Here is a 16,870-nt window from a genome sequence, read left to right on the forward strand (position 1 = left end):
CCCCCTTATGTCTCAATTATGTCAGGCAGATGCTGATATACCTTACTAACGGAGCATAAATGGAAAATGTTTCAAACTCACTTATATGTTAGGTATCACCGGAAGCAGAATATGGCTCGGATGCTCTATGCTATGGCAAATCGTCTGCTCAACAATCACCGCTTCCGTATCCTCATACGGATCATTGCCGGTATTCGTATTCGGGAAGGCGACAAATTTGCTGGATGAAGTAACGGTGAAGCGGATGCGGTGTCCGGCAGCGAAGGTATGGGCGATATTTTGCAGGAAAATATCATATCTCTCCACCTGGCCCGGCACCAGCAGCTGCGGGTTATCCAGCCCGTGACGGTACTTGGCCCGTACAATATAATTGGACAGCCGGATCGAATCGCCGTTCTCATGGACATCGCTGAGTGTTACAACCCAGTCGGTATCAAGGCCTGTGCTTGCCGCATACAGGACGCAGGACAGCTCCCCGGCGACCGTCAGCTTGTCCGCCAGAGGTTCGCTGGTATACACCACAATATCGCTGCGCAGCTCATGCTTCCGCATATTCTCCGGCTCCCGTTCTCCGCTGTCCGCAATAGGATCTGCCGGATTATAGATAAACGTATCCGGGGGCGAGCTCGCTTCCGGTGCAGACACCAGCCTGCCGTCACCCAGTGACGAATTAGCCCGGCCCGAACCTGCGAGATAGAACGGTGTAACCACCGCTTCAGCAGGCGTCCAGTCTTCGGAGGTTCTCCAGCGGTTCTCACCGACTACATAATAGGAAGCCCGCGGCTCCTCATCGATACCGTTTGGAATCTCCTTCAGGAACCGGTCGAACCAGCGCAGCACAGAGACATCATAATCGTAGACAACCGCATCCTCGCCAAAAGCAGCCCCCTGCAGATCTCTGGCCCGGTTCGGCCCGTGCTCCCAGGCCCCTAGACGGATTTTGCGGTTTGGCACATCATGCTCGGTCAGCATCCGCCAGGTCTCTGATACACCGGGACTGTCGCCGTCATACCAGCCGGAAATCACATACACCGGAACCTTGACCTGATGGCCCAGCTCGGTGAAGGTGCAGTTCCGCCAGAAGTCATCATATTCCGGATGCTGGCTCCACAGCTCCCAAGGGCCTGAGGTCTTTCCAATTATCTGCTGCGGAATGTCCCGGATCGGTCTTGCATCCACCGCCGCTTCCGGGCTTACCGTAATCCCGCCAAAAATATCAAAATCCGTCCGCGTCCCCACCGACTGCGCCAGTGTCCAAGACAGCAGCGGCCAGGAGCATAGCGTTCCGCCTTTGCGTGCGGTATCGATAAACGGCGAGCCTACATTTACCTCATCCACAACCGCCTTGAGGTTCGGATGCCCGCTGGTCGCTGCAGCCACAACAACATAGCCGAGATAGGAGGCGCCCCACATTCCTACTTTGCCGTCCGACCAGTCCTGGGCAATAATCCAGTCAATCGTGTCGTAGCCGTCATCCCGTTCATTATAAAAAGGAATGAGTTCACCCTCAGAGTCCGCCCGGCCCCGCACATCCTGGGAGACTACGGCGTAGCCTTTGTTCGCCCAGCGCATAAAAATCTCTTTTTTCCCGTTACGGTCATAACAGGTGCGTACAAGAATCGTCGGCAGCTTCATCCCCGGCTGTATGCCCTCCGGCAGAAACACATCAGTTGCCAGCTTGATGCCGTCACGCATGGGAATCAGGAACGTACCGAGATCATTAACACCATACTCCGGCTTGGACAGAAGCGGCTCATCATACACCGTCAGCGGAGTCAGCGCCTCATAGCCTGCCTTGACGATCAGCTCAATTCCGTAACGGTTAGGGGTTAGAAAAGCAATGACCTGCCCGTTCAGTGTCACCACATCCAGCGCCGTATCGCCCCGCAGGGCCCAGACCTGTGAAGTCTCCAGCCTTCCGCCAATCTCCGCCTCATAGCTGATATGCTTGTGATACACCTCGCCCGTGTCCAGGACAACCTTGTCTCCCGTCCAGTCTGCAGCTTCGTAGGAAGCGAGCTGGCGGGCGATTTTGGCAAAAGGAAGCACGTACTTCGCATTAGGATCGAGCACATTGTCCTGCATTTGCGTGCGGCGGCGGAGATCAACCTTGGCGTGCATAATCGCTTTTTCTGTAAAATGAATCTTGCCGCTATATATCCCAGCGCAGTAGAAACGGAAGTCTGTTGTATGTAAATAAGTAGTCATCAATGCATATCCCCTATCCGCAGATTTGTTCAAATACCCGGAGCCAGTTGCCGCCCATGATCTTAGCAATGTCTTCATCTGTATAACCGCGTGCTACCAAGCCTCTTGTAAAGTTAATAAAAGTGCTGTACTTCTCAAGTCCCGCCACGGTTTCGGTCGAAGGCCCGTCCCCCGAAGCAAAGCCCAGCTTAGGCGCAATATGCTCTTTAAAATAAACCAGCGACCAGTCGAGATCACTCATCGGCCAGTCTGTACCAATTCCCACATGGTCCACGCCAGCCAGCCGGATGACATACTCCATATGATCCAGCACATGGTCGATCGTCGTGTGGTCTGGGTCTTCATGGACAAACCACGGCATGGCAAAAATCCCGATGACGCCGCCGGTTCCGGCAATGGCGAGAATCTCCTCGTCGCTTTTACAGCGCATATGCGGATAGATCGCTTCTACTCCGGTGTGTGAGGCAATGACCGGTGTACTTGAAACCTTACAGGCATCCAGGGTTGTCTGTTTGCCGCAATGTCCGGTATCGACAATGATGCCCAGCTCGTTCATCCGCTGCACGAACCGGACCCCGAAATTCGATAGCCCGCCGTTTGCCTGCTCCGCACAGCCGGACCCGATCAGATTCTGCTTATTATAGGTCAGCTGCAGAATGCGCAATCCAAAGTTATGTAGCACTTCCAGCAGCTCCAGATTGGTGCCGAGGGCATCCGTCTCCTGCGCCGTCACAATGCCCGCCACCTTGCCGGACTGCTTGGCACTGCGGATATCTCCGGCAGTCAGCGCCTTGATCAGCCAGTCATTGGCATCAAACTGCAGCTGCACCTCGCCCATACTCGTAATCAGGCTGTCCATATCATTTAGATGCAGCTCCCGGTTGCCGGCTGTAATGCCGGACTTGAACCATTCCTCTTTATACTGGGGAATGTCACCGCCGGCAGCCAGCTTGGTCACCCATTTGGCCGGCATGGAGCTGTAGGCCATCGGGTCATCCTTGTACGGCTCGCTCAGCTCCCTGATTCTCTCTGAGACAGCAGCCGGAATTGCGCTTGGTGACAGCGGCCCCTGAAACAGCAGATCAATGTTGATATTCTGCTCATGCAGCCGCTGTGCGCGGAGCTCCTGCTCCTCCGTTAATTTAAAATCATACAATCCTGCCTGTAAGCTCATCTGTCTGACCTCCCAAGTATATTAAACTTGTAACTTTACTATTCAGGTATAGCCGTGACTCCAGAGAATGTTTGGACTTCTTCCGGCCGCTGTTGTCTGCAGATTTCCTTATTGAATACCGCTGTTCGCAGTGGAAATCCGCAGACTGCTTATGCTTCCGTAGCGAGCTTTTCTATGAAAAGCTTTAAGGCGGTCGCTAACGCCCCTACAGTTCCAAAAGGAGCCAAATGAGTTTTAAGTGTAGTTTGTGCAATTAAAACAGGTTAATTTAATCATTTTAAGGAGATAACTGTATTCTATACATCTATTTTTAGCGAAAAAGTCGGTTCGGGGCGTTTTCGGCAAATATAAATGTATAGAGTGCAGTTAAAACCTGCAGCGAAGCTAATTAGCCTAGTTTAGTTGCAGAAAGTACAGTTATTTCAACCCGGCTCATTCATAATGCCGTGCCATTACCTGCGAAATACATCCCCATCCGGAACCCTGCTGATAACGGACTTTAGCTGTGGAAGCGATAGATTGTCTCCATGTGAGTTTATAAACGTAATTGCGGTTTATATAGTTGATTACATCTCCACCTCAACACCCTTATGCAAAAGCACGGCCTGATTGTAAATATAATGCGCCGCAGCCAAATCCTCAATCGCCAGACCCAGACCCTTGAACAGGGTAATCTGCTCAGGGCTTGTCCTGCCCTGCACGGTTTGCAGGAGCAGCCCGCCGAGCTCCCCGGCGATATGGCCTTCGGCTATGGCGCCCTCAGCCAGCGGAATGAGGTAGTCCCCCGCCTCGTGGACGGAGGATTCCAGCCGGTCCACGTAGAGCCTGGCCCTTGCCACCAGCGCCGAGTCCAGCTCCCGCTCATGCGGCCGGCAGGCGCCGACGGCGTTGATATGAACTCCCTCCGGGACCCAATCGCCATTCAGCACCGGCACGGTTGAGGCCGTCACGGTACAGATGATGTCAGCATTCTGTACCGCCTCGCGTACGGTAGACGCTGCCGTTACTTCTAGGCCGTATCTGGCGGCCATCTCCGCGGCAAAACGCTGCGCCTTGTCCGGCGTTCTCCCCCAGACGCGGACCCCGCGGATACTGCGTACCAGCAGCATCGCCGCAAGATGACTGGCCGCCTGCTCGCCGGTGCCGAGGATCGCAAGCACATAGGCATCCTCCCGGGCCAGTAGCTTCGTTGCTGCCGCACTGACCGCCGCTGTGCGGATCGCCGTAATCTGCCGGCCGTCCACGATAGCGTTCAGCCGGCCGGTCTCTGCATCGAACAGCGCTACCGCCCCCTGATGGGAGGGCAGCCCTCTATCATGGTTGTGCGGGAACACGCTGATCAGCTTGGCTCCCGCCGCCGCTTCCTGCCGCAGATAACCCGGCATCAGCCCGAACAGATTCCCGTCCGCGAGCGGCATAACCTGCCTCAGGCTCTGGACCGCATCTCCTGAAGACAGTGCGGCCAGCACCTTCTCCATAACACCGATGCAGGCCTGCATCGTCAGTATTTCCGCCGTTTCTCTTCCGTTAATCACCAGCATGATGTACGGCCTCCAGTCTTGTCTGCTCTATTTTTTTCTATTTATCATAGCTCTATCTGGGCTGTTTGCGAAATACCTGAAGTGAAATAACCGGGGGGCTTATCTTTCTGAGCCATCATTTGCTATACTCTATAACAGTGGTTGTAAACTTAAAATTGAAAACAAAGGGGATTTCCTATATGATCATCCAGCCCAAAACACGCGGCTTCATCTGCACCACAGCGCATCCCGAAGGCTGTGCCCAGCAGGTACAGCAGCAAATTGACTATGTAAAAGCACACAAAAAGCTGAGCGGACCGGTTAATGTTCTGGTTGTCGGAGCCTCCACCGGATATGGACTGGCTTCGCGGATTACCGCTGCCTTTGGTGCCGGAGCGAACACGATTGGCGTCTTCTTCGACAAGCCGGCTGAAGGTGCACGTACGGCTTCCGCAGGCTGGTACAACTCCGCTGCGCTGGAGAAGGCTGCTGCCGAACAGGGCCTGAAATCGTTCAGCATCGTCGGCGATGCTTTCTCCGACAGCATCAAGACTAAAACGATCGACCTGATCAAGGCCGAATTCGGCAACGTTGACCTCGTAGTGTACAGCGTGGCCTCTCCGCGCCGCACACATCCGGTTACTGGTGAGGTTTTCTCTTCCGTCATTAAGCCTGTCGGCAACGCCTATACCAACAAAACAATGAACTTCCATTCCGGCGAAGTAACAAACGTAACGATCGAGCCTGCTACGGACGATGAAGTGCGTCAGACCATTGCCGTTATGGGCGGTGAGGACTGGGGCATGTGGATCGACCAGCTCCAGGCAGCAGGCGCGCTTGCTGAAGGGGCAACAACAGTAGCCTACTCCTACATCGGACCTGAGGTTACTCACCCGATCTATAAAGACGGAACAATCGGCCAGGCCAAAAATGACCTGGAGCAAACCGCAATCGCGCTGAACGAGAAGCTGAGCGCTTCGAACGGACGGGCTTTTGTCTCGGTTAACAAGGCGCTGGTAACCCAGTCCAGCTCGGCTATTCCGGTAGTGCCGCTCTACATCTCTGCGCTGTACAGAGTGATGAAGGACAAAGAGCTGCATGAAAACTGCATCCAGCAGATGTACCGCCTGTTCGCCGAGCACCTGTATAACAGCGAAGCCGGCAGCCACCTGATCCGCATCGACGACTGGGAAATGCGCGAAGACGTCCAGGCTGAGGTCATGAAGCGCTGGAGCGAGATCGAAACAGCCAATGTACCTGATCTGGCGGATCTGCCAGGCTACCAGGATGATTTCTTCAACCTGTTCGGCTTCCGCACGGAAGGTGTCGATTATGAAGCCGACACCGAACCGGCGGTAGACATCCCGAACCTGGTGTAATATCCAAGAACAGCAAAGAGGCCGCTCCCCTAAACCGGGATGCGGCCTCTTTTTATACCCGTCTACTGCGCGCTGGTGCATGGGCCGTGACGCTTACAACCCTGTCACATATGTTCCAATATTCATTGCTTAAGGCATTCGCGCTTGAGCTGGGCCTGCTCTTCATCATCCAGCTGATTTCTTTCTTAATCCTGCGGCAACATCAATAAATCGGATACCCCCATACGAACAGCGCCAGATACAGCAGGCTCCCTGCTATACATAAACCCGTTATTGCAGTGTCCTTAGCCTTATCCTTCGTAAGCAGAACAACGGCAAAGGCCAGCGGAAAGGCGGCGGCCAGATAACGCGGTGCAGACAGCAGCCAGGTCGGCCCGGTCACAAATACAAAATATACAATCATATAAGCAGTATAGGAGGGATGGAGCTTCTTAGCGCTTCTTAGCATCACATAAAGTGTTGTGAAGATTGCGAGCAGATTCGGCAGCCAGAGCCCGAATAAGCTGCGGCTGTCCCCTTCCTTAAACTTGCCTACCGCATACTCCATCTGGTACCTTACTGTATCAAAAAACAGATACTGCCGCTGGAACCAGTGTTCCCGCTGGTAAATGCTGAACTGCAGCGCGTTTCCGTACACAGCGTAATTGATGTACAGATAGGCCAGCAGGCCAAGCGGTACAATTGCCAGGCATCCGGCGGCGGCTGCAAGCTTGCGCTTAAAGGCTTTTTTATGGGCAGATTTGTAGGTTTCAGCAAGGTCGCGCCACAGCTCGATCGCAATCGGCACTGCCAGCAGAACCCCCGGAGAACGCGTAAATCCGGCCAGAGCGGCGCACAGACAGGCGAACAGCCATTTTTTCTGGCGGGCCAGGTAGATGGACAGCAGCGATAACAGCAGGAATAAAGACTCGGTCATCGGCAGCAGGAAGAAGAAGGCGGCAGGGAAAATAAAGATATATTTTACCACCCGGAGAGCCTCTTTCCTGTTCATATCCAGCGCAGCAAGTTCATAAGCAACCAGTGCAAGGGCAATGGTACAAAGATTGGATACGGCATAGCCTGCAGCAAGATAGTTGTTTGTGAAGAAATAAGCTACCCTAATCAGGATTGGAAAAAAGGGCAGGAAGACAATATGGAACCGGGGATCTCCCTCCGTCACGTACCAGTTCTCGGCAATGCCCAGATAAGAAGGCGCATCGATTCCTGTAACATGCCAGGCCTGATTAAAATAGTCGCCAAGGCTTCCGGTATATCCGTTTTTTATTATTAGAAAAGCATAGGCGGCGATCAGCATCAGCCCCCGGCTAATCAGCACCCAGGCGATAATTGTGGTCCATGTCTTCTTCCGCAGATCCTTTGTATCCTCCAGTCTGGAATACTGCGGATTCCTCCCGGCTGTAATATATCCGGTTAATGCCGGGATTGCACGCAGTCCGGTCATCATGAACAATCCGTAACAGGCGACTGCGCCCGCAGTCCCCATAACCGTCCAGCTGGTGGCATGCGTTACCCAGTATACTCCAGCGGCTAACATGATGGCTGCAAAAATTATAGAGATGCTTCGATTAACCTTCTCCATCTGCTCCCCCTTGTGGTTAATAACATTATGTAGGCCAGCTCTATCAGCATAAGTAATTTTTACCATAAGACAAAGGGATTGTCTTCACAATCTTTAGTCAGGGAATGCTCAAACCGCAATAAACCTAATCAAATACACAACAAACCGATACCATATCAGAATTATAATGAGGTTAAGAACAATATAGCGATACTAGGAGGTTTTCTAGCATGAACTTGAAATCTGTAATTGAACAGACGCTGGCCACTACCCGCCTTAACATGGAGCGTTTCGGTAACCGCTTTCCTATTGTCAGTATGGAGGGCGGCAAATATCATCTGACTGAGCAGACCAACTGGACGGAGGGCTTCTGGTCCGGTATTTTGTGGCTGAGCTATGAATACAGCAAGGATCCCGCGCTTTATTATGCAGCGATCCAGACGGTGGATTCCTTCCGCGAGCGTATGGAAGCAGACCAAGAGCTGGATCATCATGATATTGGCTTTCTCTACTCCCTGTCCGCCAAGGCGCGGTGGATCGTTGACAACGATGAAGCCTCCCGCCTGCTGGCGCTCCAGGCCGCCGATGTGCTGATGAAGCGCTGGCGTTCTGAGCCGCAGATTTTCCAGGCCTGGGGACCGGAAGGCGATAGCGACAATGGCGGGCGGATTATCATCGACTGCCTGATGAATCTCCCGCTGCTCTACTGGGCAGCTGAACAGACCGGAGACCGCAGGTATGCTGAGTGTGCAACCCTTCAAGCCGACCAAAGCCGCCGGTTCCTGGTGCGGGGGGATGACTCCTCGTACCATACCTTTTATTTTGACCAGGAGAACGGAAATGCCATCCGCGGCGGAACCGCGCAGGGCTTCCAGGACGGATCGACCTGGACGCGGGGCCAGGCCTGGGGCGTCTACGGCTTCGCGCTGGCTTACCGCTATACGCGTGAGGAGCGTTTCCTGGAAACCTCGCGGAGGCTGGCCCGCTACTTCCTTGAGCATCTCCCTGAGGATCATGTCGCCTATTGGGATTTCGATGCCCCGCAGGAGGAAGGCACAGCGCGTGACAGCTCGGCCTCAGCCATCTTTGTGTGCGGCGTACTTGAGCTGCTGGACCATCTCCCGGAAGGCGACCCGGACCGCGCTCTGTTAAACGAAGCGGTGAACCAGTCGATGGACTCGCTGATCAGCAGCTACTTCACCGCCGGGAACCCGGACGAGGAAGGCTTCCTGCGCCACGGCTCCTATTCTGTCAGAGGCAACTCCTCCCCCGACGACTTCATGATCTGGGGCGACTATTTCTTCCTGGAGGCACTGCTGCGCCTGGAGCAGGGACTTCCGGGGTATTGGTACGGACGGCAGGATTAGGGGGCGTGGTAGGTAGGAGTGTGGCACGGGGAGCTGGCTGGGGACTAGTCAGGGGATGGATGATTGGATTTGGTGGAGAGTTGGTGGGTGTGTCTGGTGAGAGTATGGGGCGGAGTGCTGAGCGGGTGAGTTTAGTGACTTCGTCGGACGGAGTGCTGAGCGGGTGAGTTTGGCGAGCATGTCACGTGAGTGTCAGGTGGGTGAGTTTGGCGAGTACGTCGGGTGAGTTTGAGCGGGTGAGCTGGCGAATGGCATAGGTGTAGAGTTGGCAGGGTTCTTAATGCGTGTGTGAGGGCGGTTGGCAACAATGTCAAAGTTTAGCTGAGAGGTAGGCTCGATAGTTAGTTAGGAGTAATTAGTCATGGAGGCTGGGAGCAACAGCTCCCTCATCCGCCGGAATCAGAGGCATTTTTGCCTCTCATTTCGCACATTTTCCCCAATACGCCGGAATCAAGGGCACTTTTGCCTCTTATTTCGCCCATTCTCCCTAATTCGCCGGAATCAGAGGCACTTTTGCCTCTCATTTTGCCCATTTCCCCTCATCCGCCGGAATCAAGGGCATTTTTGCCTCTCATTTCGCCCATTCTCCCTAATTCGCCGGAATCAGAGGCACTTTTGCCTCTCATTTCGCCCATTTCCCCTAATCCGCCGGAATCAGAGGCATTTCTGCCTTTCATTTCGCCCATTTCCCCTCATCCGCCGGAATCAGAGGCACTTTTGCCTCTCATTTTGCCCATTTCCCTTCATCCGCCGGAATCAGAGGCATTTTTGCCTCTATTGCGACGGTCAGCTTTTACCTGGTTACTTGGAGCTGCATAGTTACTTGAGCGCGGAAATGAAACGGTTTCTTTTTGCCGGACGGCTACTTATACTAAAAGTAATAATGGTTGATGAGGGAGCGCTGCATGAACAGGAACGATTATCTGCCCCAGGGGCTGGAGCCCGGGTTGTTTATGTACAAATATAAGGTTGAGGATGCGGAAGCCCATTGGTTTCATGCGCACAGGGGAATCGAGATGCTGTACATTTATAGCGGCCATGGGGAGATTATGGCAGAGAATCAGACGTATCCGATCCGGGATCATACCCTGGTCTGGTTTCAGCCTTATCAGCTGCACCGTGTACTTGTTCCGGCCGCCCAGGGCCATTCGTATATCCGGACCAATCTGACCTTTGATCCCGGTTTTTTGGAGCGTTATCTTACGGCTTTCCCTTTACTGGAGAAGTTTTTCCGCAGCCTGTGGAGGGGGAGTCTGCAGCGGCCGGTTGTATATGACATGCAAAATACGCCGGTTGCCGCTGTGCTGGAGGAATTGCATTACGCCGGCAATAACTCCGCTGCGGATAGGGAAGAGAATACGGGACTCCTGATGCTCCAGTTAATCCGGCTGCTGCAAAAGAACATGTCCGGCGTGTTGCCTGAGACCTTCAATAACCAGTCACGCGGAGGTTCGCATGTAGAACGAATTACCGGCTGGCTGGACGAACACTATAAAGAGCCTTTCAGCCTGGAGACGCTGGCTGCCGCGATGCATCTGTCACCGTACCATATTTCACATTTGTTTAAGGATTATGCCGGATTCACCCTGTCTGAATATGTGATTCAGCGGCGTGTACGGGAAGCCAGTATTCTGCTCGCCAACACCACCAGATCTGTTCAGGAAATTGCAGCGGAGGTGGGCGGCTATTCTCCGTCGTATTTTAGCCAAATGTTCAAAAAGCAAAAGGGAACTTCACCCGAGAAATACAGAAAGAGCATCCGCTGAACGAAGCTCATTACAAAAGGGACAACGATACCTCAACCGCATTATCGACAAAAGAACGGTCGGGCCGGGACTTCAGCAATACCGTGATTCCGATTAACGATATAACGAGGCTTTGAGCCAGAGCTTTGGCATTCGTCTCTTGATGAAGCTCGCCTGACCGGATTCCGCGCTCAATCGTTTCCTGAAACAGTACGGCAAGGTACATCTGGTGCTCCCGCGTAATAATTTCAAATTTCTCATCATGAGGCGACAGCTCGACCATTGTATTGATGCAAAAGCACCCCATGCTCCCCTCCCCATCGTACGCCTCGTCAACTAGACCTTCGAAGTAAGCACGAATGGCTTCCCGGACAGAGCTGTTGCTTTCAAGCTTCTTCCGTATACCCGCCGCGTGCCATTGGGTGTACTTGCGCAGAGTGGTCTCGAACAGCTGTTTTTTATCGCCAAAAGCTAAATAAAGACTGGGCCGCTGAATCGCCATGGCCGAAGTTAAATCGTTAATAGAAGCCGCCTCATAGCCCTTCTCCCAAAAAACGCGCATCGCCGCTTGAAGCACCTTTTCCTCATCAAACTCCCTGAGCCGGACCATTGTTCACCCTCCATATCATACTACTTGGTATATTAAAAATTCTATAATTACGCGGTTTAATTGTCAAACCCCCCTTGAAATTTGCCTTGACTATAGTTATTAAAGGGGTTATTTTTATTCCATGCTTTTTGTACCTTTTAGTATATTATACTGTAAAGTAAGCTTATCATAAGAGGAGTGTGAAACCATTTGGGTAAGCTGCAAATTAGCGAAAAAGCGGGGAAACCCGGCACAACTGCCGGACGGCCTGCCTCAATGCAGCGTAGTGTAACTTTATTATTCGCCATAGCCTGCGGGCTGTCTGTTGCCAATGTGTATTACGCCCAGCCGCTGCTGGATGTCATCGCGGAGGAGTTCGCTATTGCCCCTTCATCCGTTGGTATTGTGATCACGGTTACACAGGTTTGTTATGCGTTAGGCCTTTTTTTACTGGTGCCCCTTGGCGATATTCTTAACAAGCGTCTGCTGATTCCCGGCCAGATGTTCTTATCCGTGCTTGCTTTAACCGCGATCTCTTTTGCGCCGAATGTCAGCGTATTTTTGGGGGGCCTGGCCATTGTGGGGTTATTGGCCGTTGTTACACAGACATTAGTTGCTTATGCTGCAACGTTAGCCGCCCCCTCCGAAAGAGGGCGTACGGTTGGAATCGTGACCGGCGGTATTGTCATTGGTATTCTGCTGGCGAGATCTGCTGCAGGAGTGCTCACGGATGTGGCAGGCTGGCGTGCGGTCTATCTTCTGTCCGCAGTCTGCATTCTTGCAATTTCATTAACGCTGCTGCGGATCATGCCGCAGGAGGAACGGAGAACCCCGCTTTCCTATTTCCAGCTGCTGCGTTCCGTTCTGGGCATGTATAGAGAAGAGCGTATCTTACGTGTCCGCTCCTTGCTTTGCATGTTCATTTTTGCCGCTTTCAGCATTTTGTGGACTTCGCTGGTGTTACCGCTCAGCCAGCCTCCGCTGTCACTCTCTCACTCTGCCATCGGAGCATTTGGCTTAGCCGGAGTCGCCGGGGCATTGGGGGCAACCCGTGCCGGGCGGCTGGCCGACCGGGGATATGGACAGATCACAACCGGAATTGCGCTTGTCCTGCTCCTCTTTTCCTGGCTGCCTATCAGCTATACGGAGCGCTCCCTGGCCGCACTTGTTATTGGAATCCTCCTTCTGGACCTGGCCGTTCAGGCGGTGCATGTTACGAATCAAAGTATGATTTTGAATGTTCGTCCTGAGGCCCGCAGCCGTCTAACCGCCGCTTATATGATCTTCTATTCGATCGGCAGCTCCGCCGGCTCTATTGCCGCAACAGGCATGTACGCCTATGCCGGGTGGAACGGAGTATGCTGGCTCGGAGCCGGTGTAAGTGCAACCGCTCTACTAATCTGGGCTATAACCAGACGTTAATAATATAACAGGCAGCAATCACAAAGAACCGCCCTTAGGCAAATGGAAGGGTTGAGCAGCCATTTTGCTTAAGGGCGGTGGATGTGCCTATTACTCCTGACGGAAGTATAGTAAAAGGTATTTAATGAAAGCTGTAGCCGTCGGGTATGTTTAACACCGAATGTAGTCCGCCTAATGAGAAGCCTATTTTTTCTACAAAACGACTTCAACCTTGACGGATGACCGTCCGGGATAGGCCGGGAGCACATTACCCTCTACAGGCTCGCCGTCAACGGTGATGCTTTTGACGCCTTTGCAGACCCTGCTCGTATTGGTAACACTAATGTCGTAGACGCAGCCACGAAAACGCCGCTTGACCGTGAAGCCTTCCCAGTCCGCAGGAATGCACGGGTCGATGGACAGACCATTTAAAACCGGCTTTACCCCGAGAATATACTGGGTAACAGCCACGTACATCCAGGCAGCGGTACCGGTCAGCCAGGAGACATTAGCCAATCCGAACTTGTCGGACTCCGGCCCGAACAGGTTGGAAGCATAGACGTAAGGCTCCGCTTTGTAGCGCCACAAGCCCGCTTTGTCCATGGCTACATTCGGCAGCAGCTGGCGGTAATATTTATAAGCCAGATCCCCGCGGCCCAGCAGGCATTCCGCTATAATTGCCCAGGTATTGGCATGGCAGAATACCGCTCCGTTCTCTCCGGTTCCCTTGTTGTAATTGGTCAAAGGGTCGGCAGGATCGGGGAAGGTGGTGATCGACGGGTGGATTTTTTTGATGCCGAGCTCGGTGTCCAGCATTTCCCGCACACTGTCCATCGCCTGAATTCCCTTATCCACGTCTGCCATACCGGAGATGGTGGCCCAGGTCTGGGTGTTGAGCCAGATTTTGGCCTCGTCGTGTTCATCGCTGCCGAGGAACCGGCCGTCATCCATGATTGCCCGGCGGAACCAGCGGCCGTCCCAGCCGATACTGTTGACCAGCTCACGCTGGCTCTCATACATTGTCCCATATCTGACAGCGTCCTCCGGGTATCCGGCTGCCGCAGCAAGGTCAATCATCCGCAGCAGTACGGTTCCGAGCTGCATCGAGGTCCAGATACTCTCGCCGCGGCCCTCGCGGCAGACCCGGAACAGCTGGTCATTCCAGTCCGAGCGCAGCATCAGCGGAAAACCGCGGGAGCCAAGCTGTGAGGCCGTAAAATCGATGGCTGCCCGCAAATGCTCATACACCGTACCCTCACCGCCGTCATAATAAGGTACATTTGCCTGCAGGAACGCAGCATCCCCTGTCTCCGCCAGCAGGTCCCAGGCCGAAAGCGCCGTCCACAGATGGTCATCCGAATGAATGCTCGTTACTGGCTCCCAGCCCTCGTTCGGGAAAAAGTAATGGTTCACATGCCCGTCCCTGTACTGCTGGCCGAGCAGCAGCTTCAGCTTGTCAAAAGCAAGCTCCGTATCAAAAGGTACAACCGCCAGTATATCCTGGGCCGTATCCCGGTAGCCTACACCGCGGAACGTTCCGGTCGCGTAAAAGGAAATATTGCGCGAAAATAAAAAGTTACGGTGCGCCTGATAAGGATTCCAGATGTTAATCATCCGCTGGGCATCCTGATCCGGCAGCCTGCTCTCCCAGGCGCCTAAGTAGTCTGACCAGTTCTCTTGCAGCGCCTGGAAGGAGGCTTCCACAAATCCGGCTTCCCTGGAATGGAATATAGCCCGTGACACCTCAGCCTCATCCGCCGCCGTACCGAGAAACACATTAATCGTCCGGCTCTCTCCCGGCTGGAGAGTAACATTGAACTGCAGCGCGCCGCAGGGGTCACCGCCCAGCAGCGTTGATCCGGTACAGCCGCCATTCTCAATTGCCGCCGGATTGGTTTCACTGCGGTAGCTGCCGATGAACTCCTCGCGGTCACCGTCATAGCCGGCAAGCGGAGTATCCGCAGCCAGATAGACAAGCGGCGTCTCCTCAGGCTTCGGCTGGTTTTCTACCCCGTACCGGTAGACCAGCGCCCCAGCCTCATGATACTGCACGGACACCTGATGCTTATTGTAGCACTGCCACTGCAGCTCACGCATAAATTCCATCATCCCGAATTCAGCGTAGGCGTAGACCTTCAGCTCTCTCGCTTCGGTCCCTTCATTAGTCAGGGTCAGATTCCAGATCAGCGAATTCTCATGCGGTCCGACAAAATACACCGTCCGGGCCGCGATACCGCCGCGCTTTGCCTCAAAGCGGGTGTAGCCCATCCCGTGGGCGCTTTTCCATTCCTCGGGCTTATCCAGGGCGGGCTCGCTGGTCGGGCACCAGTAGCTGCCCGTCTTGGCATCCTGCACATAGATGTACGGGCCGGAACGGTCCATCGGCAGATGGAAGAAACGGTAGCGTGTAATCCGCCAGATCTGGGGCGACTTGTAAAAAGCCACGCCCCCGCCGGCATGCGACATCATCGTATGAAAGGTGCCGTTCGACAGATAGTTCATCCAAGGTGTCGGCATGTCATGCCGTTTGAATTCTACTTCTTTTTCGTCATCCCTGAAGGCATAATAATCTTTCGGATCGGCATGTCTGGTTAGCTCCGTCTTCACCGGGCTTCAGCTCCTTAGTCATGTTATAATGCTATTTCGGCTCGACCTCATCCAGGGTCAGACGGTATTCCAGACCCTTCATATAGCTGCCGTCCGGGTTCAAAAAGGTCAGGCCGAACGCCAGGTCTCCGCCCGTTCCCTGCAGGATGGCTATCAGCCGGTTAAGCCCGGTCTGCAGCGTAAGCTCCCGTTCCGGCTCAGCTGCAAGCTCACCGTTCAGGTAGATTTCATAGGGTACGTCCGTGTGGATCCGCAGCCGGCCCGGGTAATGCTGAGCAGCCTCCCCTGCTTTATCCGGGACATCCACAAAACAGCTCAGAAACCAGCGGTTATTCCCTGCATTTGCTATGCGCAGGGTGCCGTCACCGGGGCGGCGCTCTTTTTTCTGCATCCAGCCGTATAGGCCTTCGCCCAGATTATTTAATGAGAATTCCCGGTCAATGTAGTACGACTTCATCTCTTCATAATCAATGTGGGGCGGGCAGGGCAGGGCCATCATCGTTTCCACGGCCCATTCCCCGTCCCCCTTCACGCTGTTCAGCAGGCCGTCATCAAAGGACGCACCCAGATTACCCAGCAGCCGGGTATACAGGCGGACCGCCTTGTCATTGCCGGGATCGGTCAGGAGCTGGGAGCAGATTACTGACCCTTCACCTAACTTGACTTCAGCCATGAAGGTTCCTGCATGTCGGGCCTTTCTGCGGTTCAGCTCCACCAGCGCGAGCCGGCTGTATTCGGCGGTGTAGCCATGCACGAAGTAGTCCTTCCAGGCTGTTCCCTCGATGCTTGTGCAGAGCGCATCCGCGCCCGGGATGTCCAGGCTATGCTCGCCCAGCACATGGTTCCTGACCTCGCGCGGCGACAGAAACACCTTGTCGAAGCCGAACAGGTCGACAGGGCTGAACCCCTGCACGGCGGCGTGATCATATTCCGCCGCCAGGTGATACGCCTCGTGCAGCTGTACGCGCACGGGCCGGTCCAGCAGGCTGCCGAGCGCCGCCTGCTGCCCTGGCTCAGCCGGCAGCAGCACGAGCTGCCCGCCGGCCTCGGCGTAGTGCCGGAGCGCCGCGGCTGTGCCCGGCGCTTCCAGCATGCAGGCTTCGGCTATAATCAGGCCGAAGTCCTGCAGTTGTGCGCGCGCCGCAATAGCTGGCGCGCCCGGTTCCGGCGCTGGTGCCTCCAGCGCCGTGTACTGCAGCCGCAGCACCGCCAGGAGGGCTGCGGCCTCCCCGCCGGCGCGGACCAGCGCGGCGGCGGACCTGCCGGGGCGCGCCAGCGGCGCCCCGGGGAGGGGCTGGCCTGCGCCGGCGGTGCCCCCGGCG

At 54.5% G+C, this 16,870-nt stretch carries 12 protein-coding genes and 1 pseudogene; 4 read left to right on the forward strand and 9 right to left on the reverse strand.

The window, feature by feature from the left end; translation table 11 throughout:
• Positions 1 to 81 precede the first annotated feature (81 nt).
• From BN3772_RS17500 to BN3772_RS17510, 3 genes are all read right to left on the reverse strand, one after another.
• Positions 82 to 2,208, reverse strand: a complete 2,127-nt coding sequence (locus BN3772_RS17500; protein WP_052380560.1) for a CocE/NonD family hydrolase — start codon at positions 2,206 to 2,208, stop codon at positions 82 to 84.
• A gap of 13 nt (positions 2,209 to 2,221) precedes the next feature.
• Positions 2,222 to 3,382, reverse strand: a complete 1,161-nt coding sequence (locus BN3772_RS17505; RefSeq protein ID WP_052380561.1) for a dipeptidase — start codon at positions 3,380 to 3,382, stop codon at positions 2,222 to 2,224.
• A 566-nt stretch (positions 3,383 to 3,948) separates the two neighbouring features.
• Entirely contained in the window at positions 3,949 to 4,923 is a 975-nt protein-coding gene (locus BN3772_RS17510; protein ID WP_042201024.1) for an ornithine cyclodeaminase family protein, read from the reverse strand.
• Positions 4,924 to 5,102: 179 nt separating this feature from the next.
• Here BN3772_RS17510 and fabV point away from each other — a divergent pair, with 179 nt between their 5' ends.
• On the forward strand, positions 5,103 to 6,281 hold the full coding sequence (gene fabV / locus BN3772_RS17515; protein WP_042201025.1) for an enoyl-ACP reductase FabV: 1,179 nt from the start codon (positions 5,103 to 5,105) through the stop codon (positions 6,279 to 6,281).
• A 202-nt stretch (positions 6,282 to 6,483) separates the two neighbouring features.
• On the opposite strand, the gene BN3772_RS17520 is transcribed toward fabV, so the two are convergent.
• Positions 6,484 to 7,860 (reverse strand): hypothetical protein, encoded by a 1,377-nt coding sequence (locus tag BN3772_RS17520; protein WP_042201026.1) that lies wholly within the window; start codon positions 7,858 to 7,860, stop codon positions 6,484 to 6,486.
• A gap of 209 nt (positions 7,861 to 8,069) precedes the next feature.
• Here BN3772_RS17520 and BN3772_RS17525 point away from each other — a divergent pair, with 209 nt between their 5' ends.
• Complete coding sequence (locus BN3772_RS17525; protein ID WP_042201027.1) at positions 8,070 to 9,206, forward strand: glycoside hydrolase family 88 protein; 1,137 nt, start codon at positions 8,070 to 8,072, stop codon at positions 9,204 to 9,206.
• 386 nt (positions 9,207 to 9,592) lie between these two features.
• Here the strand turns inward: BN3772_RS17525 and BN3772_RS30710 are convergent, their stop codons facing one another.
• Both BN3772_RS30710 and BN3772_RS30715 read right to left on the reverse strand, forming a co-directional pair.
• Positions 9,593 to 9,739, reverse strand: a complete 147-nt coding sequence (locus tag BN3772_RS30710; RefSeq protein WP_157643615.1) for a hypothetical protein — start codon at positions 9,737 to 9,739, stop codon at positions 9,593 to 9,595.
• Between the two features lie 6 nt (positions 9,740 to 9,745).
• On the reverse strand, positions 9,746 to 9,883 hold the full coding sequence (locus tag BN3772_RS30715; RefSeq protein WP_157643616.1) for a hypothetical protein: 138 nt from the start codon (positions 9,881 to 9,883) through the stop codon (positions 9,746 to 9,748).
• A gap of 228 nt (positions 9,884 to 10,111) precedes the next feature.
• Between BN3772_RS30715 and BN3772_RS17530 the strand changes: the two genes are divergently transcribed.
• Positions 10,112 to 10,972 carry an AraC family transcriptional regulator gene (locus tag BN3772_RS17530; RefSeq protein ID WP_042201028.1) on the forward strand — a complete coding sequence of 287 codons (861 nt, stop codon included), beginning with the start codon at positions 10,112 to 10,114 and terminating at the stop codon, positions 10,970 to 10,972.
• Positions 10,973 to 10,982: 10 nt separating this feature from the next.
• Here the strand turns inward: BN3772_RS17530 and BN3772_RS17535 are convergent, their stop codons facing one another.
• Complete coding sequence (locus BN3772_RS17535) at positions 10,983 to 11,561, reverse strand: TetR/AcrR family transcriptional regulator (RefSeq protein WP_042201029.1); 579 nt, start codon at positions 11,559 to 11,561, stop codon at positions 10,983 to 10,985.
• Between the two features lie 255 nt (positions 11,562 to 11,816).
• Here BN3772_RS17535 and BN3772_RS17540 point away from each other — a divergent pair, with 255 nt between their 5' ends.
• Positions 11,817 to 12,962, forward strand: coding sequence for an MFS transporter (locus tag BN3772_RS17540; protein ID WP_086074634.1), 1,146 nt, complete (start codon positions 11,817 to 11,819; stop codon positions 12,960 to 12,962).
• A 192-nt stretch (positions 12,963 to 13,154) separates the two neighbouring features.
• Here the strand turns inward: BN3772_RS17540 and BN3772_RS17545 are convergent, their stop codons facing one another.
• Positions 13,155 to 15,548 carry a GH36-type glycosyl hydrolase domain-containing protein gene (locus BN3772_RS17545; protein WP_042201030.1) on the reverse strand — a complete coding sequence of 798 codons (2,394 nt, stop codon included), beginning with the start codon at positions 15,546 to 15,548 and terminating at the stop codon, positions 13,155 to 13,157.
• Positions 15,549 to 15,579: 31 nt separating this feature from the next.
• Positions 15,580 to 16,870, reverse strand: a pseudogene (locus tag BN3772_RS17550) (glycoside hydrolase family 2 protein); the annotation flags it as partial.

The organism is Paenibacillus camerounensis, assembly GCF_000723885.1.
In the GTDB taxonomy this organism is placed as follows: Bacteria; Bacillota; Bacilli; order Paenibacillales; family Paenibacillaceae; genus Paenibacillus_AQ; species Paenibacillus_AQ camerounensis.

Coding starts and splice junctions, on each gene's coding strand:
- BN3772_RS17500 (WP_052380560.1), bottom strand. CDS start 2,208: ATGACTACTTATTTACATACAACAGACTTCCGTTTCTACTGCGCTGGG.
- BN3772_RS17505 (WP_052380561.1), bottom strand. CDS start 3,382: ATGAGCTTACAGGCAGGATTGTATGATTTTAAATTAACGGAGGAGCAG.
- BN3772_RS17510 (WP_042201024.1), bottom strand. CDS start 4,923: ATGCTGGTGATTAACGGAAGAGAAACGGCGGAAATACTGACGATGCAG.
- fabV (WP_042201025.1), top strand. CDS start 5,103: ATGATCATCCAGCCCAAAACACGCGGCTTCATCTGCACCACAGCGCAT.
- BN3772_RS17520 (WP_042201026.1), bottom strand. CDS start 7,860: ATGGAGAAGGTTAATCGAAGCATCTCTATAATTTTTGCAGCCATCATG.
- BN3772_RS17525 (WP_042201027.1), top strand. CDS start 8,070: ATGAACTTGAAATCTGTAATTGAACAGACGCTGGCCACTACCCGCCTT.
- BN3772_RS30710 (WP_157643615.1), bottom strand. CDS start 9,739: ATGGGCAAAATGAGAGGCAAAAGTGCCTCTGATTCCGGCGAATTAGGG.
- BN3772_RS30715 (WP_157643616.1), bottom strand. CDS start 9,883: ATGAAAGGCAGAAATGCCTCTGATTCCGGCGGATTAGGGGAAATGGGC.
- BN3772_RS17530 (WP_042201028.1), top strand. CDS start 10,112: ATGAACAGGAACGATTATCTGCCCCAGGGGCTGGAGCCCGGGTTGTTT.
- BN3772_RS17535 (WP_042201029.1), bottom strand. CDS start 11,561: ATGGTCCGGCTCAGGGAGTTTGATGAGGAAAAGGTGCTTCAAGCGGCG.
- BN3772_RS17540 (WP_086074634.1), top strand. CDS start 11,817: ATGCAGCGTAGTGTAACTTTATTATTCGCCATAGCCTGCGGGCTGTCT.